General features: G+C 50.1%; 14 protein-coding genes and 1 pseudogene. 9 read left to right on the plus strand and 6 right to left on the minus strand.

Annotated elements, in window-relative coordinates:
- Window positions 1-120: 120 nt before the first annotated feature.
- Window positions 121-807, minus strand: a complete 687-nt coding sequence (locus GZZ87_RS18675; RefSeq protein ID WP_162028259.1) for a hypothetical protein — start codon at window positions 805-807, stop codon at window positions 121-123.
- A 143-nt stretch (window positions 808-950) separates the two neighbouring features.
- Entirely contained in the window at window positions 951-1,694 is a 744-nt protein-coding gene (locus tag GZZ87_RS18680) for a hypothetical protein (RefSeq protein WP_162028260.1), read from the minus strand.
- Window positions 1,695-2,055: 361 nt separating this feature from the next.
- Between GZZ87_RS18680 and GZZ87_RS19940 the strand changes: the two are divergent.
- The 4 genes and pseudogenes from GZZ87_RS19940 to GZZ87_RS18700 form a co-directional block, all read left to right on the plus strand.
- A pseudogene (locus GZZ87_RS19940) lies at window positions 2,056-2,472 on the plus strand (helix-turn-helix domain-containing protein); the annotation flags it as partial.
- 54 nt (window positions 2,473-2,526) lie between these two features.
- Complete coding sequence (locus GZZ87_RS18690; RefSeq protein ID WP_162028261.1) at window positions 2,527-3,135, plus strand: integrase core domain-containing protein; 609 nt, start codon at window positions 2,527-2,529, stop codon at window positions 3,133-3,135.
- A 459-nt stretch (window positions 3,136-3,594) separates the two neighbouring features.
- Window positions 3,595-4,614, plus strand: a complete 1,020-nt coding sequence (locus tag GZZ87_RS18695; protein WP_162028262.1) for a hypothetical protein — start codon at window positions 3,595-3,597, stop codon at window positions 4,612-4,614.
- A gap of 17 nt (window positions 4,615-4,631) precedes the next feature.
- The gene (locus GZZ87_RS18700; protein WP_162071482.1) at window positions 4,632-5,348 is read left to right on the plus strand and encodes a hypothetical protein; all 717 of its coding nucleotides are present in this window, start codon (window positions 4,632-4,634) and stop codon (window positions 5,346-5,348) included.
- Window positions 5,349-5,411: 63 nt separating this feature from the next.
- Here the strand turns inward: GZZ87_RS18700 and GZZ87_RS18705 are convergent, their stop codons facing one another.
- Together GZZ87_RS18705 and GZZ87_RS18710 are read right to left on the minus strand one after the other, a co-directional pair.
- Window positions 5,412-6,782, minus strand: coding sequence for a hypothetical protein (locus GZZ87_RS18705; protein ID WP_162071483.1), 1,371 nt, complete (start codon window positions 6,780-6,782; stop codon window positions 5,412-5,414).
- A gap of 79 nt (window positions 6,783-6,861) precedes the next feature.
- Window positions 6,862-8,334: an MFS transporter gene (locus GZZ87_RS18710; protein ID WP_162028184.1), complete on the minus strand. Its 1,473-nt coding sequence runs from the start codon at window positions 8,332-8,334 to the stop codon at window positions 6,862-6,864.
- A 166-nt stretch (window positions 8,335-8,500) separates the two neighbouring features.
- Here GZZ87_RS18710 and GZZ87_RS18715 point away from each other — a divergent pair, with 166 nt between their 5' ends.
- Together GZZ87_RS18715 and GZZ87_RS18720 are read left to right on the plus strand one after the other, a co-directional pair.
- Window positions 8,501-10,096 (plus strand): arylsulfatase, encoded by a 1,596-nt coding sequence (locus GZZ87_RS18715; RefSeq protein WP_162028185.1) that lies wholly within the window; start codon window positions 8,501-8,503, stop codon window positions 10,094-10,096.
- Between the two features lies 1 nt (window position 10,097).
- The gene (locus tag GZZ87_RS18720) at window positions 10,098-11,999 is read left to right on the plus strand and encodes a sulfatase (protein ID WP_162028186.1); all 1,902 of its coding nucleotides are present in this window, start codon (window positions 10,098-10,100) and stop codon (window positions 11,997-11,999) included.
- Here GZZ87_RS18720 and GZZ87_RS18725 read toward each other — a convergent pair.
- Window positions 11,987-13,051: a glycosyl hydrolase 53 family protein gene (locus GZZ87_RS18725; protein ID WP_162028187.1), complete on the minus strand. Its 1,065-nt coding sequence runs from the start codon at window positions 13,049-13,051 to the stop codon at window positions 11,987-11,989. The two genes, GZZ87_RS18720 and GZZ87_RS18725, sit on opposite strands and share 13 nt — an antisense overlap.
- A gap of 139 nt (window positions 13,052-13,190) precedes the next feature.
- On the opposite strand from GZZ87_RS18725, the gene GZZ87_RS18730 reads away from it, so the two are divergent.
- The 3 genes from GZZ87_RS18730 to GZZ87_RS18740 are packed head-to-tail and all read left to right on the plus strand — an operon-like array spanning window position 13,191 to window position 18,904.
- Window positions 13,191-14,777, plus strand: coding sequence for an arylsulfatase (locus GZZ87_RS18730; protein ID WP_244654009.1), 1,587 nt, complete (start codon window positions 13,191-13,193; stop codon window positions 14,775-14,777).
- Between the two features lie 57 nt (window positions 14,778-14,834).
- Entirely contained in the window at window positions 14,835-17,366 is a 2,532-nt protein-coding gene (gene galB / locus GZZ87_RS18735) for a beta-galactosidase GalB (RefSeq protein ID WP_244647994.1), read from the plus strand.
- Between the two features lie 2 nt (window positions 17,367-17,368).
- Window positions 17,369-18,904, plus strand: coding sequence for an arylsulfatase (locus tag GZZ87_RS18740; protein WP_162028188.1), 1,536 nt, complete (start codon window positions 17,369-17,371; stop codon window positions 18,902-18,904).
- Between the two features lie 384 nt (window positions 18,905-19,288).
- Here GZZ87_RS18740 and GZZ87_RS18745 read toward each other — a convergent pair whose 3' ends face one another.
- Window positions 19,289-23,959: a metallophosphoesterase gene (locus GZZ87_RS18745; protein WP_162028189.1), complete on the minus strand. Its 4,671-nt coding sequence runs from the start codon at window positions 23,957-23,959 to the stop codon at window positions 19,289-19,291.
- Window positions 23,960-24,122: the final 163 nt, after the last annotated feature.

Below are 24,122 nucleotides of genomic sequence, written 5' to 3' on the forward strand. Positions count from 1 at the left end.
ACGCGAAAGCCCGGAACTGACCGGATGGAGGGGCGAGGAAATCAAAAAAAGGCCTGCAGAGTCTCCTAAACACTCTGCAGGCCTGCTACATTTTAATGGAGGGGGAAGCCCCAATTGGCCTTATGCCTTGCGGCGTCGAACCATTACAGATGTGAGTGCTAAGCAACCAGCCAACAGCGCATATGCAGAAGGCTCAGGAATTTGCGTAAGCACGCTCATGGATAAGTCGCCTCCGAGGACGCCGCCGCCATCAGTAAATCCGCCGCCAGTCAATACCAGCTGCTCAGTGGCATCGGCAACAAAGGTGCCAATGACATACTGCCCTGGAGAGGACATAGTGGCTGTGACGCTATCAGCGTTCGTCCATTCCCATGTTCTTGCATCATCACTGCCTCCAGGTGCTGGATAGCGAGCATCTGACATGAAGAGCTGGATCTGGTAAGTTTCACCTTGAGTCAGGCCGGTATAGGTCAAGGTTCCGTTATTGTAGGAATATTGAGACGTGTTGTAAGCAAAGCTCTGGAGCCCTGCCAAAAGATCCGCAGAAGTGAAAGTTGTAGCAGCTGAACCGCTAACAGTGACGCCCGTGAGATCAGATCCAGCGGTCGCGCCTGTAAAGTATGTGATTTTACTTGATTGAGTATAACTGGAAATGATTGTTCCTGTGCCTGAGATGATAACGCTGGTATCAACTGTCGCACCGAGATCGAATGCCGAGCCCCAAGTAACTTCGACGGCATTAGCTGCCGTGGTAAGCGCGAGGAAGCAGCAAGCTGCACTGATTGTTTGGATGCTAGTTTTTTTCATTTTGTATCAAGGGGGGTTAATTTTTGGAGATCTCTGTTAGGCTATATACTTCACAGAGTGATAAAGGGAACTCTATCGATTGAGGATACTATATAAGTGCTTCTTTGATTGATATCGCGCATTTGCGCGATTTAGCAAAATCGCTACGCATTTACGTGATTTAGCGTTAGAGATGACTTGCGACGTCGCGTGATTACAGCGCAGAGCGCGAAGCAACCTGCGAACAGCACAGACTTTGAAAATTCGGGTATCCATCTCACTTGCAGGGCATTCACTTGCCACGCTAAGGGGTCGCCACTGGAGGTGACGGCGATCACTTGATCTGTGGCATCTGCAATAAAGGTGCCGATGACATATTGCCCTGCATTTCCAGTCTGTCCTTTCGCTTTAAATTCAAGCGTCGTGGATCCGACTTCGATCGTTGATGTGGCCGTGCCGCGCGGGTCATTGGCCCAGAGTTGCACTTGATATTTTTCAGCAACTTTCAAATCGCCTAAGATGAGCTCGACTCTTCCTGGAGTGACGAACACGCCACTGTCCAATAGGTTTTGGTAGTCCGCCGAAAGCGTCTCGAATGTTCCTCCAGGTGCTTTGAATGCGGCAGGGGCGTCCGAGTCCATTGTATAGCTCAATGCCGTTTCGTAGGTTTTGGAGTTTCTTATGTTTGATGTAGACCCGCCCCCTTTGAATGTTACGCCATTCACTGAGATATTTTTAGCAGCTCTGTCAAAGCTAGCAGCGACAACGCTACTTCCGTCCGTAGAGATGTCGGTATCCCCAGCAATATCAAATGCCGGACCCCAGGTGATCGTGGCCGCATGGGCTCCTGTGGTCAGGCTGAGTAGACAGAGCGCTGCACGGACTGTGTTAATGCTATTTTTATTCATTTGGATGAGGTGTGTGGTCGGGGGGAGGGGGCAGTTGATTAATTGCTACGATGCTCAGCTTCACGCTTCACTCTATTGATAAAGTGCTGAAATTCACCTCATGTTCTCCGCATTGTATCTGTTTTGTTTGATCGTTCCTATAGCGGGTTTACGCGATGAGGACTGTATGCGATGGTATGACACAAGGACATAGCTAACAGTTAACACAAGGACATCGGTGACACTAAAATGGCAGTTATGCCATGGACAGAAACCGATGTAATGACTCAAAAAAAGAACGCTTTATTATGCTGTCCCAAACGGGTCGCTTCACGATCACCGACCTGTGTGCTGATTTTGGAATCAGCCGCAAGACGGACATAAATACCTGAAACGCTATCAGGCCTATGGTCGCCATGGTCTAAATGATCATAGTCGTCGGCCCAAGGATTGTCGGTGCACAACCAGCTCAGCAGTCGAGAAGCTAATCTTAAAAGAGCGCAAGCAACATCCGACCTGGGGGCCGAAGAAGATCCATGATCGGCTTTTGAAAGTTCATGGCTTAGAGGATCGACCGCATATTAACACGATTAATAATATCCTGAGTCGTCGCGGGTTGACCAAGAAGCGTAAGCGTAAAGCAGGAGTGCATCGAGTTCTATCAGAGGATCTGACACAGCCGACGCGCCCCAATGAAGTGTGGACGTTCGACTTCAAGGGATGGTTCATGCTCGGCAATGATGTGCGTTGTGAGCCACTGACTGTGTGTGATCGATTTAGCCACTATTACATCGGCTGAAAGGGGCAGCCAAACCAACAGTTCAAGCTCACGCTCAGGAGCTGTAAGAAGCTCATGCGCCACTATGGTTTGCCTGAGATAATCCGAGTGGATCACGGGACACCCTTTGCTTCAAATGCCTGGGGAGGCCTTTTACCGCTGAGCGTATGGTGGATTGAGCAAGGGATTCGAGTTGAGTTGACTCGCCCCGGCTGTCCACAAGACAACGGCTCTCATGAGCGCTCCCACCGCGATATGAAGGCCGAAGTGTGCAGCCCAGCCTCTCCCAATATGAAGGCGCAGCAGAAGCGTTTTGATCGTTGGCGTCATGAGTATCATCATGACCGCCCACGTGAGTCTTTAGGCATGCTTCGGCCTGCCGAAGTTTACCGTCCGAGCTCCAGACGCTTAGGTGAACAGGACAAAATGCGCTATCCTCAGGGCTATCAGGTTAAGCGTGTAAGGGACTCCGGGCACATATCCCACTGCGGTTCAAATTTTTATCTGAGCGAGATCTATGCAGGCTGTAATGTCGGACTTTTTGAGAACCTATTTGGTATCACTGAGCTGCATTATGCGAACCTGCACCTTGGGGATTTGGAGTTTAATAACAAAGACAGCTGGCGGCCTAAGTCTGTAGTCATCAAGCCTGACAAAGAACCAAGAGCAGCAAGGCCGATATGAAAAACATAAAACATAGATCCTTCCCTGCTGAGTCCTTCACAAACCTTGACTCTAACACTAACCACTCAATAGTCTTCAGAAGTGTAACCGATGTCCTTGTGTAAAGTGTTACCGATGTCTGTGTTGTTCCAGGTGCACTGTTTGTCAGCTTCGAAGGCGGCACGCCCGTCTAAGTAAAACTGACGAATGTTTTCAGGTGGGCTTTCCGTAACTATCGAGTAGGAGTGTATCAATCTCCAGGCTGACCTTATGCTCGCACTTGCTCAGCAGGATTTCTTTCACCGCGTCGCCGCAGTAATCATATGCATGTAGGTTTAGCGCGCTGACTAAAATCGGTAACAGTCACGCATCTTCTCAAATTGCTGGTGATGGCGTTTACAGTGCCAGTGCCAGCGTTCCAGATGAGGAAATTACCGTATATGATCATAGTTATGTCGGAAATCATCTATTCTTCGACGATTGGTTTGTCTCATCCATTGCTCCGGAGATGCGGCTTGGTCTAAAACGGAGGCTCGCGACATTAAGACCGTGTATGAGGAATTCATTTCAGGTGAGACAGCGCTGCCTAATCGCGCCTACAAGCCCGCTGTGGTATTGACTGAGGTTGAAGCAGTTGCTCAATCCGACTCGCTTTTCTCCGACCCTAATGCCGATGCGTGGCATGATGTTGCCTCGGAGATCGAGGTAGAGGGTATGTTCAACATAAACTCGACTTCAGTGAGTGCATGGACCGCGTTACTAAGAAATATGTATGACGAGGATGTGCCGGAACTTTCTATTTCCGAAGATAGCTGGGACATCAATCTTACGAGTGGTGATGGGCAGCCTGTGAGTCGCACGACCATAGCGGGGCCGAGCAATGCGTCTGGGAACTATGCAAATATTTTGGCGACGCATAAGCGACTGAGTGATGTGCAAATTGAGGCGCTGGCAGGGGCCATTGTCGAACAGGTCAAACAGAGGGGGCCTTTTCTTTCATTGTCTGAATTTATAAATCGCCGATTAGTTGCGGACAAGCCCGAGTTGGCAAAGTCAGGTGCCATTGAAGCGGCACTTGAAAGTTTATCTGAATTGGGAGACGAAGAACAAAATCTGTATCGCGAGATTCAAGGGATTTTTGGTGAAACTACGAACACAGCTGCCATCTTCCCTGAAGCAGCCGAGGGTAATGTCGCCTACGGATTTCCCGGTTGGATTCGCCAAGCGGATATTTTACGTCCTATCGCTCCTGTTATCTCTGCTCGCGATGATACCTTTGTCATTCGAGCTTATGGTGAAAGCAAAGATCTCATTAGTGGCGACACGGTTGCGGGAGCTTGGTGCGAGGCAGTGGTGCAGCGACGTGCGGATTATGTGGATCCTATCGATGTTGCAACTGTTCTGCCGGGAGACGCTACTCTGACCTCGGAGATCAATAAGCGCTTCGGCAGGCGCTTTTCAATCGTTTCTTTCCGATGGTTATCGCCTGACGAAGTTTAGACACAGATAGTTTTTTTATGATTTGTAATTCTTCCAGGTTCAATCTCAAGGTAGCTTTTTTCGGCGCACTTTCGATCTTCGCCATTGTTTCGGCGCATGCCGATCGTGTTGCACGTATCTTGTATTATGGTGCCCCGAAGTCGGCGCCTAAGACATCGTTTGTTTATACCGCGCAGGGGGAGGATTACAACCGCCGCGATCCTCAGGAAGTGGTATTAGAAAGGCACAACTTTTCGAAGTCATTTGACCTCGCTGATGGGGAGATTCGACTTGGCTTTTTGCCGCAACGGCTACCGAAGCGGGCTGTATTTCCGGATGCGGCGCCGAGTCTTTCGATTCCAGCAAGCTGGAGTAAGGTGTTGATTTTAGTATTTGAGGATCCGAACAATCCAATCATGCCGATCCGCGTTCAAGCGCTTGACGCTAGTGATACTGTATTTGGTCCGGGCGAGTTGTTGTTTATCAATTACTCAGAAGCCTCGATATTTGGCATGGTTGGAGACAAGAAACTAATACTAAAACCCCAAACCACAGTTTTGCTGTCGGAACCTGCTAAGGAAAAAGGCTCCTATCGCGTGAAGCTTGATTCAGTTAAGGACACGATTGAGACTAGGCAGTGGTTATTGCGTCAGTCTTGGCGGCATGAGCCCGAGGTGCGACGTGTCGTTTTTGTATTCCCCTTACCTGAGCCACGCGTCGCAAAGTTATACACTGCGCCGATCAGGAATTTCTGATATCAGATCAATGGCTGATTTTACAAGCAGCCGCTGGAAAAGTCGAAGAACCTATACCTACCTTTACTCTGGTTCGTCCGGGGTGGGAATAGAGCTAGCCCCCTTAATTTGATTTAGGCCACGGATCACTTTATATCTGCCTTTGAAAAAGCTCACATAGTCCTTGATCTCCTTTTCCTGTTTGTCGTTTTTTTGAGCGTCGGCTGCTAGAAAGAGGATGACGTTCATTGTGGGCGCTTGACCGCCTTGATCTTCGTAGAGTTCCTTGATTACATCTTTGAAGTAGCGTTCTACTTGGCGCTGCTCGATATAGTAGTGTGGTGCATATCCTGGGTGGGGGATCGTGTTTTTTAGTCCCATTGCGCCTAGCATTCCACCATCAATGATTTTCGGGGGTAGGCCATTCTTAGCACGCTGTTTGTTGAGGGCATCTAGCTTATTTTTTGCTTTTTTCTTTAATTCGTTCTCTTCGGCTTTGTGTAATTTGAGGGCTTCTTGATACTTTGGGTCAGATGTCTTTTTACGCCATGCCTCCTCTTCTTTTGGTGTCCATGGGCGGCGTAGAGAGTCGAATCCTCCGTGACGTCCAGTGATCAGAAAGACGGCATCGATTGACTGTTCTAGGAATATTTGAGTGACGTAGGCGTTTTCATTGGGGCTGTAATGTCGGCTGCCCATGATGGCCTGATGCACTGGATGTTCTGGTAACGTTTCGATCTTAGGGCGAACGCGACTGGGCAGACCTAGTTTTTGAGCGTCGGCATTGATCGGGCTGACCCATTTTTGTAATTCTTGCGTGACTTCCGCACCGGCTGAAATCGGTCTCGGTTTGAAGAAATAGAGCTGTCCATTGTCGTAGAAGGCGACGTTGAAAAGGGTCCCCGCTGACAGATTAGACACCATATTGGTAATCTCCTGTTTGATGATTCGGTAACTGTGGAGTCCTCCTTTACTGTCTTCTAGCATGTGCCGGCCAGCATCGATCACAAAAAGCACGCGCTCTGCGCGTGATTTCAATCCGAAAACGTTAATATCGGACATGCCCATGCCAATAGAGCCTCGGGTGCCGCCGAGCAAACTACCTCCGCCGACTCCCCCTAATCCTGCGCTCACAGTAAAGGAGTCTCCCATGCTTGGTAGGTTCACATCGACATTTGGCACGGCGATGTTGCCGACTTGCTTCATCCGCAATTGCTGTAACGGTTGATTTTGCGGTGCAGCTTGTGGTTTGATCTGCACTTTAACCTCTTTCGGCGGTTCTTCTTCGGCGATTTTCGGCGGTTCTTCAAACTGAGCATCCTCAGGGATGATATACTTGTAAATTGTGATCGAACCGAGAACTAAAAATGCGATAAAATGCAAGCCGCCGCTAATCAGCAGCACTTTTAATAGCATCGGATTTAATTTTTTCTTCTTTGTAAGCGTTATACTCATGACGATTCGTTCAATTTTTCGATAGTGATTGGCCGGCTGTCGCTCAAAGGATTAGTCGAGTTCTAAAAACGGGACGGTCTTATTGAGATTCGGGTGCAGTTGAATCAAGGGGCGTGCCGCGGCGTTCTTCCAAGAGGCGTCGAGTGTTGGCCGCGCGTTCTGCGGTGATCGGGTAGAAGTAGAGTGCGCCGATCGCAAACAGCGCTGTTAATGTGGGAGCGCCTGCTAGGAATAGTCGCATGCGAGTGAAGGTCTCTGGAGTCTGCGCACCGCCGAGGTCGGGGTTGAATTGCGCAAATGCTAAGGCGAGACCCGTGCCTAGGTAGGCCAAAGAAACCACCATTTTCTCTAGCCAAGAAAAGACTGCGCCATACATGCCTTCGCGGCGTTGGTTGTGCTTGAGTTCGTCCTCATCGCAGATGTCGGCCATCATCGATGCGAGTAGGATTTTGACGGCCACCCACATGGGGCCACAGAGTAGCGGATCGATTAACAGAACGGGATCGATAATGACAGGCCCTAGATGAATCATGGTGTGACCCGGTTGGAAAATGAACCATTTGCCAATGCCGCCGATCACCATTAGCCCATAGACCATATAGAGTGCGCCTTTTTTGCCTAAGCGAACCGCCAGCCATGTAATGATGGGGATCGAGGCAAAGCCGACTACGGCGTAGCCGCTGGTGAGGATGCCTTTTTGAATGAGTCCAGCGGTCTTATCGCCATCGTTCATAAAATACACCAGCAGGTATTGGTCGATGCCCATCGCGAGGATGCCAGACAGTGTATTCAGCACGATAATCGTGATGAGGATGAGGAAGGCGGCACTTGAAAGAGAACCTTTGATACTGCTCCAAATCCCGACTTTTTCTTGCGACTGGGTGGTGCGTTTGAAGCGTTCACGCACTGCGATTCCGGGAAGGATACCGACGCCGGCCATCACAATAAGACCGATGAACCAGCCGATCGCGATCACGCCAGTCATGTTTAAATCGGTGGCGCCCGCGACGAGCGACACGCTCAGCACACCCGCGATGGGGAGCATCCAACCGCCGCCGAATTCACCCATTTTATGGAAGAAGGCGCAAAAAGCCATGACTCGTGTGCGCTCGTTGTAGTCCGGCGTCATCTCATAGGTCAGTGCATTGTAGGGCACCGCAAAAACCGTGTAGCTGGTGAAAAACAACAACTGCAGGACGATGAAGTATGTGATCTTTAGCGGGTCGCTCCAAGTTTCCGGAACATGCCAGATCAGGGCAAAGAGAATGCCCATGGATAGGGCGCCTGCGACGATGAAGGGCTTGCGCCGACCAAAGCGTGAATGACAGTTGTCTGAGATGCGCCCCATAATCGGGTCGGTCAGGGCGTCCCAAAGGCGTGGCACCATTAAGGCAATGCCTACCCATGCGGCGCTCACGCCGAGCAGCATATTATAGACGGGGTAGGCGAGTATGCTGACGCCTCCGAAGCCAAAGAAGGCTGCTAGTGCACCTGCGCCAAGAGCCAGCTTTTCGCGCAAAGGAACATGGTCATTTGGAGTTGTTTGGGGCATGATGGATCAGTCAGTAATAATGAAAATAGGTAATGGGTATTTCTAAGGTGCTAGAGCAGGTAAAGAATTAAGATAAAAATAAAACAGTTTGACAATAGTAGATTTAATTAAATTTTAATATAGCAGTGTTACTCTTGGCCTGCGCTACTTCTTTAAACTTGTCTAAATGAAAACGCTATCGATCTCAACGCTGCTGCCATTTTTAGTTTTGTTTGTGTCCGCATGCGCGGGATCTTCGCCCAACATCGTATTTATGATGGCAGACGACTTGGGCATTGGTGATGTTGGGTTTTATCATAGAGAGCGAACAGGTGCTGAGCCAGTTATTCCGACACCCAATTTGGATCGCTTATATCAAGAGGGGATGCGCTTCGATACCGTGCATGCAGAGGCCTTATGTGCACCGACTCGCTACACGGTGATGACGGGTAATTACACCTTTCGTTGTCACCTGCCGTGGGGTGTTTGGGGTTCGGCCGAGAAATCTGCGATTCAGCCGGGGCAGAAGACGATTGGAATGATTATGCAAGAGGCCGGCTATCGGACTGCATTCTTTGGTAAATGGCACCTCGGCGGTCAATGGTATCGTCAGGGGACGGATGCGATCTATGACGGCCCCGCTTTCGGTGAAGAAGCTGATCAGATCGATGCGGCGCGGGGCATTGTCTCCGGCGGCCCTGGTCGCCTAGGATTTGACTATTCGCTGACCTTGCCTGGTGGCATTCAGGGACCTCCTTTTGCCTTTTTTGAGAATGACCAGTGGATGAAACTGGCGCCTGATTCCGAGATGAAGCCGCTCGATTGGAAAGCGATGCCCAAGGGCAGTAAGCTTGGGACCAAGGGAGCTGGTGCCAAGTTGGGAGACACCAATTATGACTCACGCCTTGCTGGGCCGATGCTGGTGCAGAGCGCAATTAATTTTATTGATCGCGAAAAAGGTAAGCCATTCTTTATGTATTTCTGTTCGCAAGCCGTGCACCATCCGCATTCACCGCCCGATACCTTTCGCGGAGAGCCTGTTAAAGGGCAGACGCACTCCGAGCATGGCGATATGATCGTCGAATTCGATCTGCAGGTTGGAGCCCTGGTGCAAAAATTGAAAGATGAAGGTCTTTGGGAGAACACACTCTTCATCGTGACCTCAGACAATGGCGGGCTGGCGTTGGAAGAGACGGATATCAATGGCCATCTTTCCAGTAACGGGCTACGTGCGGAGAAATCGAGCGCTTACGAAGGGGGGCATCGAGTGCCCTTTGTCGCAACATGGCCGGGGAAGATTGAGCCGGGCAGCCGTAGCGATCAGCGCGTCTTGGTGCTCGACTTAATGGCGACTCTTTATGACCTGACGGGGCGCTCGATTCCTGAGGATCAGGCGCGGGATTCCTTTAGCTATTTGCCTCTGCTGCTCGGTGAGGAAAATGCGCCTGACCGCGAAAGCGCGCTTATCACCAACGGACGTTTATACGAAGGCAAGCAGCTTGGGGCGCATAAGATTGAAGATGCGGTCTCGGTGTATGATGGACGTTGGAAGCTCGTCGGGCGCTGGGATAATCAAAGCCGTGCGCATAAGAAATGGTCGTTTATGAATGGAACCATCAGTGCAGTCGGCCTCTTTGATGTGGAGGCCAACCCTCTGGAGGATGAAGCGCACAACCTAATCCATAATCCAGAGCAGCAAGAGCGTATCGAGCGCATGACCAAGCTCTTCTACACCGCGCGCAACACCGAGGGTGAGGGGCGAACGACACCAACTGAATTTTAATATGAAAAAAGAAATCTACCTGTTCATCGTAGCGGCGATGGTCTTTGTCTCCTACACTTCTGCGGGGAAGCCTGCACCCATCGAACCAGCGGTTAGCTCTGATAAGGGAGCGCTTCCAAGCAAATTCCAATTGGAAGGGGACTGGCAGCAGGAAGATCGGCCGCATAAAGTCTTTAGTTTTTCTTCGGGCAATCAAGTGCTCACTCCCTCGGGTGCTGGCTTGAGGTGGGAAGAACGCGACGGTGAGTATTTCCTTTTCTGGAAGAGTGGACACCCAGCGAAGATTGAGCGCATTCGCGACAATACGATCCGGATTGGGAAACTGACCTACGTCCGGGGAGCCGCTGCCGAGTCAGCCCTGCCAGCAAGCATTGAAGCTTTGATTAGCGCAACCAGCTCGACCACGAACATTCTCTTTATTCACATGGAGGACATGGGCTGTGAGATTGCGCCCTATGGCGATTACACACAGGAGACTCCAGCGCTGAGTCGATTGGCCGATGAAGGCATGGTTTTTGAGCGGGTGAATGTCACCGCGCCGTCGTGTGCACCTTCGCGTGGCAGTCTCTTTACCGGTCTCTATCCGCACCAAAATGGGATGTGGGCTTTTGATCAGACGCATGGTTTTGAATATCGCGAAGGGGTGCCGACCTTTGTGCAGATGCTGAAGGCTGCGGGTTATGCCACCGGCATCTCCTACAAGACGGGTGTGTCGCCGCAGAGTGCTGTGCCATTTGATTACAAATACAATTATAATAGCAATGCCTTGGGCAAGGATCCCGGTAGGTTTCGAGTGTCTAACTGTATCGATGGTTTTGAGGATTTTTTGAAAAACCGGCTGCAGCCGGGACAGGTCTTCTACTTCCAAGCGCAGACCAATGACACGCACACGCCTTGGTCGCCCAGCTATGAACCCATTCGTGGCATGGAGTCGAAGCTCGGGTTGCATCCAGTGGATCCACAAAGTGTCCAAGCATTGCCGCATTGGGGAGATATCGAGATGACTGATAAAGCTCGCGAATATCTCGCCACCTATTACGGCGCCATCCAGCGCGTTGATTACTACGTCGAACAGGTGCTCGCCCTGCTGGAGAAGTATGGGCACTCCGAGGATACCTTGGTCATCTTCTCTTCGGATCATGGTCCGTCCGATTTACATCGAGGGAAGACCACTTCCTATGAGTATGGACTTCGTGTGCCGTTCATCGTTAAATGGCCGGGCGTGGTGGAGCCAGGCGTTCGATCCGAAGCATTGGTTTCGTTTGTCGATCTCATGCCGACTTTTCTCGACGTGGCTGAATTGCCCAAGCCAGCCTACTTGCCCGGGCATTCTATTGTTCCGGTTCTGACTGGCGAGCGCCCAGAGGGGGCACGTGAACTGCTATTTTCTGCCTACAACACGCACACGACTGGCTTGAAAAACTTTTGGCCAGCTCGCACCGTATCTGATGGGCGATTTAAGCTTATTTATAATTTATTAGGCGACGGTGAAACCACTCGCCCCGGTGATAACGATTCCAGCTTTGCGATTACGAAAATGATGGAAGCATCCAAGGAAGGGCGTTACTTGATTGAACGCTCGGCCACACCGCCAACTTTCGAGTTGTTCGACCTCCAGAAGGATGCGGGTGAGCTCTCGAATCTAGCTGGTAATCCCGAATACCAGCAAGTCGAGGCGCAGCTCAAGACTTCCTTGGCAAACTGGCGTAATAAGATCGTCATGGATCCGCTGGCCGATCCTGCCACTTTGAAGGAATTTGCCGAAGACTATTATCAACAAACTAAAGAGTGGGAAGCGAAGGCGAAGTCCATGGGCGGCGAGAAGGCCTTGAAGCAAGCAGGCTGGCGCTTGGATAAGTCTCGTTGGATTCCTGCTTGGGATCCGTCTCCTTATTTGCCTTGAAACCTAGTTGAGTTTACCGGCTTCGCGTATTTGCCAAACACATACAGACTGGGAAGCGCAACGCGCTCTTTGGTCACCTGTGCCCGGTTCCAAGTTACATGATCCCATTTGTGGATTCCTGTGGTGAGGTCTGAACCCCAGGTGATCACACCGAGCCCGCGTCCCTCAGGAATCGCCAGCATCAGCTGACAGACTTTCTCCAGATGTAGCGCCTGCCCCCGAGGGCTGATCTCCTCAACGAGCTCTGGGTCGAAGTCCTGAGTCTTATGCTTGCCTTTCCCGATGTAAGGCGCGCCGGTTTCGATGATTAAGATTTTCTTCTTCTGCTCAGTGGCCAGGCCATGCATGAGTTCAGCTTTCTGCTCCACCGTGGTCTTCATGTCGCCCCACTTGGGATACAGGGAAATGGCCGCCACTTGATAGTCGGTGTAACCCTTTTCGATGAGGCCAGTGAACATTGCCGCCCATGAGCGATCGCAGTGGACGCCGATATCTCCTTTGTAGCCCGCTTTGCGCAGACCTTTGGCACCCGCTTTGAGTGATGCTGCCAGGTTGGTCATGAAATCGCCTTCTGTGGTCTTCCAGCTGGCCCATCGATTGATGTGTCCATGTCCCGTGTTGATCTCATTACCGAGCAATAACAATACCGGCTTCACTGACCGGCGCCTCAGATCGTCGTAAGCCCACTGACTCTGGCGCTCCGTCGCCGTAAGCATAGAGGCAAAGTCTTTTTCTTCGTCTACATTGAGGTGGATGGTGCAGACAATCTGCATATTGAGCTTTCTGGCCACCTCAGCTTGGGCGTAGAATTCGGTTTGGTCTTCGCCAACCGTGTAGCCCAACCTTACCGTATTGGCACCTGCAGCGTGCGCCAGTGCAATGAAATTAGGATACTTTTTACCAGAGGGATCTGAGAAAGAAGTCTGGAGATTGCTATAGGGTGTGACGCCGGCAATGTCTAAATGTGCTTCCTGTGAATGCGAAGCAGAAGCGTGCCCTGTGGCGTGTGCACCGATCAGAGATAGGCATATAAGTATGAATTTTGCAGTCATTAATAATTTAGTTGAACGCTTTATTGACTTGAGTAGTGTTTATCTTTTAATAAAACAGTTTGACCCTCAAGCTGTGTGTAATGTCCCTAATCTGCAAGTGCAAAACCTTCCGCGCCCTCATTTCCAAATGATCACGCTCATGCCGCCTATGTCTCGCCATTTCCCCTTCCTCATTTTACTGACCTTATGCACGCTTGCGTCAGCAGTGATGGCTTCAGAGCGGCCTAATATTGTGCTGATCATGTGTGATGACATGGGGTTTTCGGATCTGGGATCTTACGGGGGAGAGATCGACACTCCGAATATTGACGCATTGGCGCAGGAGGGGGTTCGTTTTACGCAGTTTAAAAATACGGGTCGCTGTTGCCCGAGTCGTGCCGCACTAATGACAGGTCGTAATCAGCATTCAGTGGGCATGGGCTGGATGGCCGCAGTGGATGAGCATCGTCCTGGCTATCGCGGTCAGTTGTCTGCGGAGTTTCCGACCATTGCTGAAGTGCTGAAAGAAAATGGTTATGGAACCTACATCAGCGGTAAATGGCATCTGACGGTTGACGGAAATGTAACGAACCCGAACGCGGGCCCCAATGGGAGTTGGGCGTTTGATCGTGGATTTGATGAAAGCTACGGCGGATTGGTCGGCGGCGGATCCTATTACAAGGTGAAAGGTCTTGTGCGCAATAATGAGCGTATCACCACATTTCCAGAGGATTATTATTACACCGATGCGATCACACAGACTGCAGTTGAGTTTATCGATCGTCATGACACCGAAAATCCATTATTCCTGTATCTTGCGCACTACGCGCCGCATCGTCCGCTACAGGCTCCACAGGATCGAATCGACCAATGCATCGAACGGTATCAGGTGGGCTACGACGTTTTGCGACAATCCCGCTATGAGCGATTGGTCGAGCAAGGATTGCTTACTTCTGACCTAGATCAATCAATCCAGCATAAAGGTCTACCCGAGTGGAACTCTTTGAAGCCCGAGTTGCAACAGAAGTGGATCACAGAAATGGCGACCTATGCTGCCATGATTGAAATCATGGATGACGGTATCGGTGAGGTCGTGAATGCGTTGAAGCGCAAAGGGATTTACGACAATACGGTGCTGTTTTTCTTGAGCGACAACGGAGCCACCATGGAGGGCGGATCCGCTTCCTGGTTAGGTGCGTATTTGAGTAATACGCCCTTTTCTGGTTTTAAGGCGAAGACCTTTGAGGGGGGCATCAGCTCGCCCTTGATTGTTCATTTCCCTAGCCGGTTTGGTGAGCTCAACGGTGAGATACGCCACGACAGGGCACACATCATCGACCTCCTGCCCACCTGTCTGGATATTGCGGGTCTGGACTACCCAGAATCTTTCAATGAGAAGGCAATCACTCCACCGGACGGAGTCAGCCTGCTTCCTGCGATAACTGGGGAATCACTGCCACCGCGCGATCTCTTTTTTGAGCACCAAGGAAGCTGCGCAATTATCTCTGGAAAATGGAAGCTGGTGCGCGCTGATTTAGAACATTCGTGGAAGCTTTTTGATCTGCAAGCTGATCCGTATGAACAAAAGGATGTCGCAAAATCACATCCGGAAGTGGCGCAGCGCCTAGAGGGCAAGTGGCTTCATTGGGCAGGCGAGAGCGATGTGTTGCCGCTGGAGCCCACTGGGTGGTCAGACCGCGTGAGAAAGTATAAAAAACAATTTCCCGATCAAGATGGATTGGATTGAAAGATCGAATTTTTGGTGAGGAACAAAACTTAATTTAAAAGTGTGCAAAGGAAATCTATGATGAAAAAAATTAAAATCGGATGTCTGCTGGGTATTCAAATCCTGCTGCTTTCAGGGCTCAACGCGGCAGAAAAGAATCGGACTGAATTTAACGACGGCTGGAAGTTTGAACGGTTCGGTAAGTTGCCTGCGGGTGCCTATCGTGAAGAGCCGGATGCATCGACCACTGATTTTAATGATTCTGATTGGCGCTCGCTGAGCTTGCCGCATGACTATGGCATTGAAGGGCCTGCGGAGATTAATCTCAGGGGCAACACCGGCAAGATGCCCTGGGCAGGGGTTGGCTGGTATCGTAAACATTTTCACCTCGACGCGGCTCACGAGGGGCAACGTATCTTTCTGGATTTTGATGCGGCCATGTCCCGGTCGAAGGTTTACCTGAATGGTCAGCTCGTTGGCGGCCAGCATTACGGTTATTTCGCATTCCGCGTCGATTTGACGGATGCGTTGAACTATGGCGGTGAAAACGTCCTAGCGGTGCGCCTCTTTAATGACTATGACGACGCTCGTTGGTATCCGGGAGCAGGCCTCTACCGTAATGTGTATTTGGTGAAAACAGCTCCGTTGCATGTGGCGCAGTATGGTGTGTTTGTGACCACGCCCGAGGTCAGCGATGCGGCGGCGACTATCAATATCAAAACCGCAGTGACGAATCAGAGCGATCACACACAGGCCTTCATCGTCGAACATCAAATCGTTTCTAAAGAAAGTCCCGCAGCGGTCGTCGCGAAAATGACTTCCGCAAAACAAACACTCGCAGCGGGTGAAATACTGGATGTTGAAGGGGCAACCACTATTGATTCCCCAACTCGTTGGGATTTGGAGAATCCGCATCTGTATCATGTGATCACCAAGGTGAAGATCGGCGAAAATGTCGTCGATGAATACACTACAGACTTCGGCATTCGCACGATTGAGTTTATCGCAGACAAAGGATTTTTCCTGAATGGCGAAAGAGTTCAAATCAAGGGTGTCTGTATGCACCATGATCTCGGGCCACTCGGAGCGGCGGTTAATTACCGCGCGATCGAACGGCAGGTGGAAATTTTACAGGAGATGGGCTCCAATGCGATCCGCACCAGTCATAATCCGCCAGCACCTGAGTTGATTGAAATTTGCAATCGCCTGGGTGTGATGATTGTGAATGAGGCCTTTGACTACTGGGTCGAACCGAAGGGCAAAAACGACTACGGCGGCGATAATTTCCGCAAATATTACGAGGAGCTGCTACGGAATTTTGTGCGGCGTGATCGCAATGCTCCCAGCGTCATTATGTGGAGTGTTGGCAACGAAGTGAAAGAGCAGGGCTATGCGGATAGAGCCGTTCCACTCGTGCGGAATATGACGAAAGTCGTTAAAGAAGAAGATCCCACCCGTCCCAGCACCATCGGCTGTAATAACCAGTGGGCCGGGTTTAATGGAGTCCAGAAAGAGGTCGGCGTCTTTGGCTACAATTATAAGGCCAAAGAAGAAGCGAAGTATTACATCAAGTTTATGGAGAAGAATCCGGAGATTCCTCTCTATGGGAGTGAAACCGCTTCGGCCATCAGCTCACGCGATCAGTATTTCTTCCCAGTATCCGATGATAAAGGGGAGGGCATTGCCAACTTGCAGGTCAGTGACTACGTCTTGTCTGCCGTTCCATGGGGTTACATTCCCGACGTTGAGTTTGCAGTCCTCGATCGCTTTCCAGCTATTTCGGGCGAGTTTGTCTGGACGGGCTTTGATTATCTCGGCGAACCGACTCCGTTCAATCAGGATAAAACCAATTTGCTGAACTTTCACACTAAAGCCGAACGTGAGGCCTTTAATCAGAAAATGGCTGCTCTGGGTAACAAGACGCCGTCACGTAGCTCTTATTTTGGAATCATCGATCTCTGCGGATTTCCAAAAAACCGTTATTACATCTATCAAGCGCATTGGCGCCCGGACTATCCGATGGTGCATGTGCTGCCGCATTGGACTTGGCCAGGACGGGAAGGGGAGATTACTCCCGTGCACGTGTTCACTTCAGGTGATGAGGCAGAGTTGTTCCTCAATGGGAAATCACTTGGCCGAAAGAAAAAGGGCGAATATGAATACCGCCTACGCTGGGACGATGTGATCTATCAGCCAGGTGAACTGAGTGTCGTCGCCTACAAAGATGGTGAAAAATGGGCTGAGACTTCTAAGCAAACTGTCGGCGAACCTGCGGCTGTCCAGCTTGAGGCGGATCGTTCCATCCTAAGAGCTGATGGCCGTGATCTGGCCTTTGTCACCGTTTCACTCGCGGACGCTCAAGGGCGCTATGTGCCTAGCACGCAAAACCGTTTTGATCTTTCGATTGAAGGCTCGGGAGAGATCATCGCCGTTGGTAACGGTGATTCGACAAACTTGGAGTCCTTTCAATCTTTGAACTATCCCTTATTCAATGGCTTGGCACTCGTGGTGGTGAAGACCGATGCGAGTCATGCAGGGGACATCGTTTTGAAGGTCGAATCTGACGGTTTAAAGTCGGCATCGATTACCCTTAAATCGGAGAAGCAATAAACATGAGAAACTATCAACAATTCTTCGCACTCGCAGCGCTGTCATTGACGACCAGTGTTTTAGGGGCAGCGACGCAACAGCCAAACGTAGTCATCATTTACGGCGACGACGTGGGCTATGGCGACGTGGGAGTCTATGGTTCCAAACTGATTCCGACGCCGCACATTGACCAGTTGGCTGCGGAAGGATTGCGATTTACTGACGGGCACTGTGCGGCGGCGACCTGCACGCCCTCGCGCTTTTCTTTACTCACCGGTATTCACGGGTTCCGCAATGGCGTGCGTATCCTTTCACCCAAAGCACCTCTGTCGATACCCACCGATATTCTGACTCTGCCGAAACTTTTTCAGCAGGCGGGCTACGCGACTGGCGTGGTGGGCAAGTGGCACCTTGGATTGGGCACCGAAGGTGTAGACATTGACTGGAACGGCGAGGTCAAGCCAGGGCCGCTGGAAATCGGCTTCGATCATTCGTTCCTATTGCCCATCACTAACGACCGCGTTCCGTGTGTCTATCTGGAAGGTCACCATGTCGTGAATCTCGATCCGGCAGATCCGCTCTATGTCGGCACCTCTAAGAAGGCGGTGGAACGTCCAGGCAGCACTACGTATCCGGATGGTGTGACAAATCGCGCCGCGATGACTTACTACCCCAACACGCGTGGCCATAACAACTCTGTCATCAACGGCATTAGTCGCATCGGCTATATGGCGGGAGGAAAGGCAGCGCTGTGGGATGACGAAACGATGACGGACGAATTTGTGAAGCAGGCGGAAATCTTTATCGCCGATCACAAGGACGAGCCATTCTTTCTCTATTTCTCCTCGCAAGCGATCCATGTGCCTCGTGCCCCGAATCCACGCTTTCAAGGTGTGACTAGCCTGGGCTACCGTGGTGACTCCATGGTGGAGTTTGACTGGGCGACCGGCGCGATTCTTCAGATACTGGAAGACAACGGTCTCACTGAAAACACGATCGTAATTTTCTCCAGCGACAATGGTCCCGTTTATGACGATGGGTATAAGGATGGCACCACCGTGCACACCTCGCGCAAAGAGGTCGACCGAGGTCATGATGGTTCAGGTATTTGGCGTGGCGGTAAATATCGTATCTTTGAAGGTGGCACCCGCGTTCCGTTTATCATTCGCTGGCCTGCACGCATTGAGCCCGGGGTTTCTTCGGCACTGGTCAACCAGATTGACTTACTCGCATCCTTTGCCGAACTACTGGAGTTGCAGCTGCCTGATGACGAGGCGCGTGACAGCCGGAATATTCTGCCGGCCTTGCTTGGTGACGATCCGGTCGGACTTGAATATACGATTAAAGAGGCGTTTGGTTTGTCCTTGCGCCAAGGCGATTGGAAATACCTTGAGCCCCAGAAAAAAGATTGGGGAGCGAAAAAGGATGGGGCTGAGCTATACGATCTAAAAACCGATCCGTCCGAACAGAATAATATCATCGCCGCTCACCCAGAAAGAGCGGCAGCAATGGCTCAAAAGCTGGCTGAATTGAAAAAGTCCGGTGGCGTCAGAAACTAAATGCAGGATCATTTAGTGTAAGTTGTGATAATCGTTTTTGAAGCCCCTGGATTTGTGGCGTCTGCGCTTGCGCAGGCCAAATTGAGGACATCCTTACGTCTGGCCGTCGCAAGCGACGACGCCACGTTACAATTTGCTCAATTACATGGTGCCAGCCAAGCTCGTTGAGTTGGCAAGTCGCTGGAACGTGAACCTCCAGGATCGATATTACCCTCTGCTTGCATGATGATTTCGATCAAATCCAAAGGCCCAGTCCTTATTGTATAATTCATTTCCACGACAATAGGGGGCCGCCATAATTGCGATGTTGTCTAAGCCGGACGAATCAGTCGTGTTAGAGTCTCAGACTCTAACACGCTGATTGTCCGTCTCTCAGACGTCATACTACAGCGGCGATGCAGTCACTGCCAAGTTGTCTAGGCCTGATGCACTGCTGCCACTGCCAGTAAAAACAAGCTTGAAGACGGCTGTTTCTCCAGGTGCTAGAACCGTGTCACTCAGTAGTGGTGCGAGGGCAACGTCGGCGTCATTCCAATCGCTGAGTGCTCCCAATTGGTCTTCGCCCATCGCAGTCGTCGACAGGATTGTGCCGTCGGCATCTGTGAGGTCGCCACTATCGTAGCTCAGCACGATGGTCAGATCGCTAAAGATATTGGCATAGTCGAAGTGGATGGAGTTCAGTTGTAGATCACTGCTCGACGTATTCTGCACCGAGAAGGTCTGTTGCTGGCCGTTCTTGACTTGCCATGCCATCGTATTATTCGGCGCGGCGGGGGTGTCGATGGTTCCAAAGCTTGCATCGGCCGATCCTTTGCCTGACCAGTCATGCGAGGAGACTCCCTTGGCGCCTAGTGTTGCGCTGACTAGACTGCTGTCCTGCCAAGCGGGCGTTGTTGCGGGGTCATCTTGGGCACCGTCCCAATAAGCGACCACATTTCCAAGGTCGACGACTGGCGATGCAGTCACTGCCAAGTTGTCTAGGCCTGATGCACTGCTGCCACTGCCAGTGAAAACAAGCTTGAAGACGGCAGTCTCTCCAGGTGCTAGAACCGTGTCACTCAGTAGTGGTGCGAGGGCAACGTCGGCGTCATTCCAATCGCTAGTGTCTCCCAACGAGGCGCCCATCGCAGTCGTCGACAGGATTGTGCCGTCAGCATCGGTAAGATCGCCACTATCGTAGCTCAGCACGATGGTCAGATCGCTAAAGATATTGGCATAGTCGAAATGGATGGAGTTCAGTTGTAGATCGTTCTCCGAAGTATTCTCCACCGAGAAGGTCTGTTGCTCGCCGTTCTTGACTTGCCATGCCTTCGCATTATCCGGAGCGGCGGGGGCGTCGATGGTTCCAAAGCTTGCATCGGTCGATCCTTTGCCTGACCAGTTATGTGAGGAGACTCCCTTGGTGCCGAGTGTTGCGCTGACTAGACTGCTGTCCTGCCAAGCGGGCGTTGTTGCGGCTCCTCCTTGGTCACCGTCCCAATAAGCGACCACGTCACTATCCGAAGGACTCACAACCACAGGAGCGACCGTAATCTCCAATGTGATGGTGTCGGTGCCCCCACGTTGGTCGCTCACTTCAATGACGACGCTGTGCTGACCAACATCAGCCGATGTCGGTGTCCCTGAATAGGAGCCATCCGACGATACGACGAACCAGTCTGGGCCAGAAATCTTCGTGAAAATCAAGGCATCGTTATTCGCGTCGTCGGCATAGCTGACGATCGAACCTGAATAGCCTTTGGACGCCTCCGCATCTTCAATTACCAGGAGTGGCTGAGAAAATGTTGGAGAATAGTTGGTGGACGTTCCATCTACTATATCAATTTTGAGTCGTAAGAATTTTTTTTCTTCGTCTTCGTCTACACTTGTCGCACCTTGTCGTAACTCGAGCCCATTAGAGCCCACCACGACAGATTGTGAATACTCGACCCCAGTCTCATACCAATTTTCCAAGTCAGGAGATTGCTGAACGACCACGTCTACATCACTTGCAGTGGTATCAACCTGGTAATTGATTTTCATGCTCTCTGAATCCATTGTTATATAGGGCACAATGCTTTGATCATTCGTATCTTGACCTCCTCCAAACGCAAATTCTTCGAGACTTGTGAGACCGTCATTGTCCGTGTCAGCCGTCCAAACCTCGTCAGGAGAGCCTTGCTGACTAGGAGGGTTTCGATACAACCAATCTTGAGATGGCTTGTCGTATAGGCTGGCAGTAGCGGAGTCACTCTCACTAATGAGATACGTATTTCTCATCCCAGAACCATCATCTACCTGAACCTTGTTCGGCTGAAGGGTAACTGTAACCAATTCTGTGCCCTCTGAAAGGTCATCTGTTTTAGATGTCACTTGAAATGTGTTTTGCGTAACGTTTTCTGGGAATGATAGTGTAGCTGTCTGGTTCGAGTTATAATCCGCGCCCAAAGATGCAGACCCATCCAGTTGAATGGCGACTTCTTCAGCAACGTCGGTTAACCCCGTTCTGGTGACAGTGAATGTCGCTTTGTTATCTGTGCCATATTCATGAAATTCTGAATCTGTGCTTGTAACTTCAAACATGCTTCCTTTGAGAATCGTGTAATCATCACGGACTTGATTATAATAATCTAAGTATTGAGCTTTTAAGGTATTATCTTCGACCTCGATGACTAAGCCTCCCTGAAGTCTAAGGTTCACTATATGGACAGGGTGAGGTTCAGGATTAACCATCGCGTCCGAGCCATTATCCCAATCAGCAATTTTCCCTGATGCCCCAACGATGGTGTATACAGTGCCAGCCTCACCAGTAGCTAAAGGCTTTGTGTAGATTCCGTCTCCCCCATCTTCAATGTAATTTCCATCTGCATTGATAGAACCTAAATCACTGCCATTGCCATCGTTGACCTTGTGTGAATTGTTAAAATCCTCACTGGGTGATCTGTCATCGCTCATATCACCGTGATGCCCGTTAATAAACATAGAGCGCTCATAGTTGTGACTATGGCCAGCGAGAACCAAGTCTACTCCATAGCGTTCTAAGAGAGGAGTCGCGTATTTTCTCATATTGTAGTGCCGTTCTTCCGAATCGGAATCATGAGAACCCTTGGTGTAAGCTCCATGGTGAAACATCGCTATAATCCAATCCTTGTCGGTGGCTTGGAGGTCTAGCTCTAGCCAGTCAATCATCCCACCATCTCCAGGCTCAGCTCCGTGGTAGTTCTGTGAGTCCAAAGCAACGACATGAATATTTCCTACATCAAAAGAATAGTAATTTTCTGAGCCAGATGCAATTCCGCCACATTCACCATTCTTTGGAAAGGAGTGAATCGTGAAATATGGTTCACCATTTTGTGTAATGTTATCATGGTTACCAAAACAAGACCATAAAGGCGTATCGTGAAGGATATCAGTGTAGCTATCAAACACTGCTACTTGGAACTCTTCATCCGTCCCGTAACTATACGCATTATCGCCTAACATAAGAATCCCATCAGTTTGCTCATTCCCATAGCGCTTTTGGTAGGCTTCATAGACAGCGTGCTTTTCATAATTATCTGTTCCAGAGTCTCCTAAAACCCATAAGCGGGTCTTCTTCCTAGTCCCTGGAGCCGGATATGTTGTGAAGGAGTAAGCCTCTTCACCTCCTTTAGACAGCACTCCCTCACGAGTATCACTCTCTACTTTATAATAATACTTCGTCTCAGGTTGCAGGCCTGTGATTGTTACAATGTGATCGTAGTTTGAGCCATTGATAGTGACGGATTTATTTAGATTAGTGGGGGATGAACCATAGCGCACTTTGCTGGTGCCAGGATCTGTTGTGCGCCACTGCACTATCATTTGTTGATGTGATGGAGATTGTAAATAGGGGCCTCTCGTGACCTCTGGAACTCTATATGGACTTTCTACTAAGGTGAGACTAAAGCCTAAGTCATCAGATCTAGTCTTTTCGTTGTGTAGGGAAACCGCTAGGAGATTGGGGCCAGGTTTCAGTATGCCATCTTCTTTTAAAATTTTATAAGTGAAGCTCTTGAGCGTTCCTTGAGACTGCGCTTGCAGCCCCCACTCGTCTTCAGAAGCATCTTCAGGGAGTTTCCCCACCGTTGTTACATGTTCTCCGTTGATGTAAATGTATGCGGCATCATTAGCCTTCATTATTAGGTCAATACTATCATACCCATTAGCTCCACCATCGATTTCTTTAATGAAATACGCAGAATACCTTGTCTCTGAACTAGGTTCAGGAATGGTTGTATTAGTATCTGTATCGAATACCAGACCACCATATGCAAAGGGGCTAGCATGGCCTGAGGAGAAGCTAGGTCCATTATAAGCAACGCCTGAGTATGAACCAATACTTTGGTTATGCCACGTTGTATCAAAGTCTGGATCACTGTCCTTAGGGTCGTATCCATCTCCACTTTGAATCGGGCTTAACATATACCACCCAGACTCCCCATCTGTTGTAAATGTAGTATAGACATTCGTGTCAGGTTCTTCTTCTTCCACTACGCTCGCGAGAGCCACATCTAATCCGATGTCATCATTGTCGGCATTTACTTGGTGCACCGATACGGCAAGGACGTTTTGGCCAGCTAAAATCACAGGATTTCCGATAATTTCGAGCTTATCATAACTGTTTTCGCTACCAGCTGTATCTGCGAGTTTATAATATGTGTCCTCACCACTGGTGCCGTCTCTGGCAATCAGAACACCATTCAGGTAGACAAACGCTCCATCGTCAACCAGCACAGATAAATCGAATTCTGAATACTCCGCGTCTGATTCAAATACTTTATAGAAATAAGAAGTATATCTATCGTCTTCAGGAGGCTGCTCTAAGGTAGTTCTCCATTCCACTTCAAACCCACCTACGTCTCCATACTGAAAGGGGGAAGTGTAGTTATGATTAAACGAAGGACCATTGTATGAGCCTTCTAGGGGCTTATACCAAGTTGTATGGAAATCCGCGTCTGCCTCTCCAGGGTCAACACCATTTGTAATGTGGAGGTAAGACCAACCACCTTCACCTTTAAGTATAAAGTTTTTCGGGCGTTCTTTTGCAAAAAGCACACTAATTAAAGTGAAAAATATTATAGAGCAATATATTGGCGACTTCATAGGAGGTAAGGTTTTTTGGGGGGATTTCGTTTTCATCGTCTTCTGTTTTTTTCGAGTGGGGTGGGTAGATAAAGTTTGGGCTTTAATACTTTTGAGCGGAACATCGGCATCAACG

It is taken from the genome of Lentimonas sp. CC4, from assembly GCF_902728235.1.
Classification (GTDB): domain Bacteria; phylum Verrucomicrobiota; class Verrucomicrobiia; order Opitutales; family Coraliomargaritaceae; genus Lentimonas.

Coding starts and splice junctions, on each gene's coding strand:
- GZZ87_RS18705 (WP_162071483.1), bottom strand. CDS start 6,782: ATGAGTATAACGCTTACAAAGAAGAAAAAATTAAATCCGATGCTATTA.
- galB (WP_244647994.1), top strand. CDS start 14,835: ATGATGAAAAAAATTAAAATCGGATGTCTGCTGGGTATTCAAATCCTG.
- GZZ87_RS18740 (WP_162028188.1), top strand. CDS start 17,369: ATGAGAAACTATCAACAATTCTTCGCACTCGCAGCGCTGTCATTGACG.
- GZZ87_RS18700 (WP_162071482.1), top strand. CDS start 4,632: ATGATTTGTAATTCTTCCAGGTTCAATCTCAAGGTAGCTTTTTTCGGC.
- GZZ87_RS18730 (WP_244654009.1), top strand. CDS start 13,191: ATGCCGCCTATGTCTCGCCATTTCCCCTTCCTCATTTTACTGACCTTA.
- GZZ87_RS18715 (WP_162028185.1), top strand. CDS start 8,501: ATGAAAACGCTATCGATCTCAACGCTGCTGCCATTTTTAGTTTTGTTT.
- GZZ87_RS18725 (WP_162028187.1), bottom strand. CDS start 13,051: ATGACTGCAAAATTCATACTTATATGCCTATCTCTGATCGGTGCACAC.
- GZZ87_RS18710 (WP_162028184.1), bottom strand. CDS start 8,334: ATGCCCCAAACAACTCCAAATGACCATGTTCCTTTGCGCGAAAAGCTG.
- GZZ87_RS18675 (WP_162028259.1), bottom strand. CDS start 807: ATGAAAAAAACTAGCATCCAAACAATCAGTGCAGCTTGCTGCTTCCTC.
- GZZ87_RS18720 (WP_162028186.1), top strand. CDS start 10,098: ATGAAAAAAGAAATCTACCTGTTCATCGTAGCGGCGATGGTCTTTGTC.
- GZZ87_RS18690 (WP_162028261.1), top strand. CDS start 2,527: ATGCGCCACTATGGTTTGCCTGAGATAATCCGAGTGGATCACGGGACA.
- GZZ87_RS18680 (WP_162028260.1), bottom strand. CDS start 1,694: ATGAATAAAAATAGCATTAACACAGTCCGTGCAGCGCTCTGTCTACTC.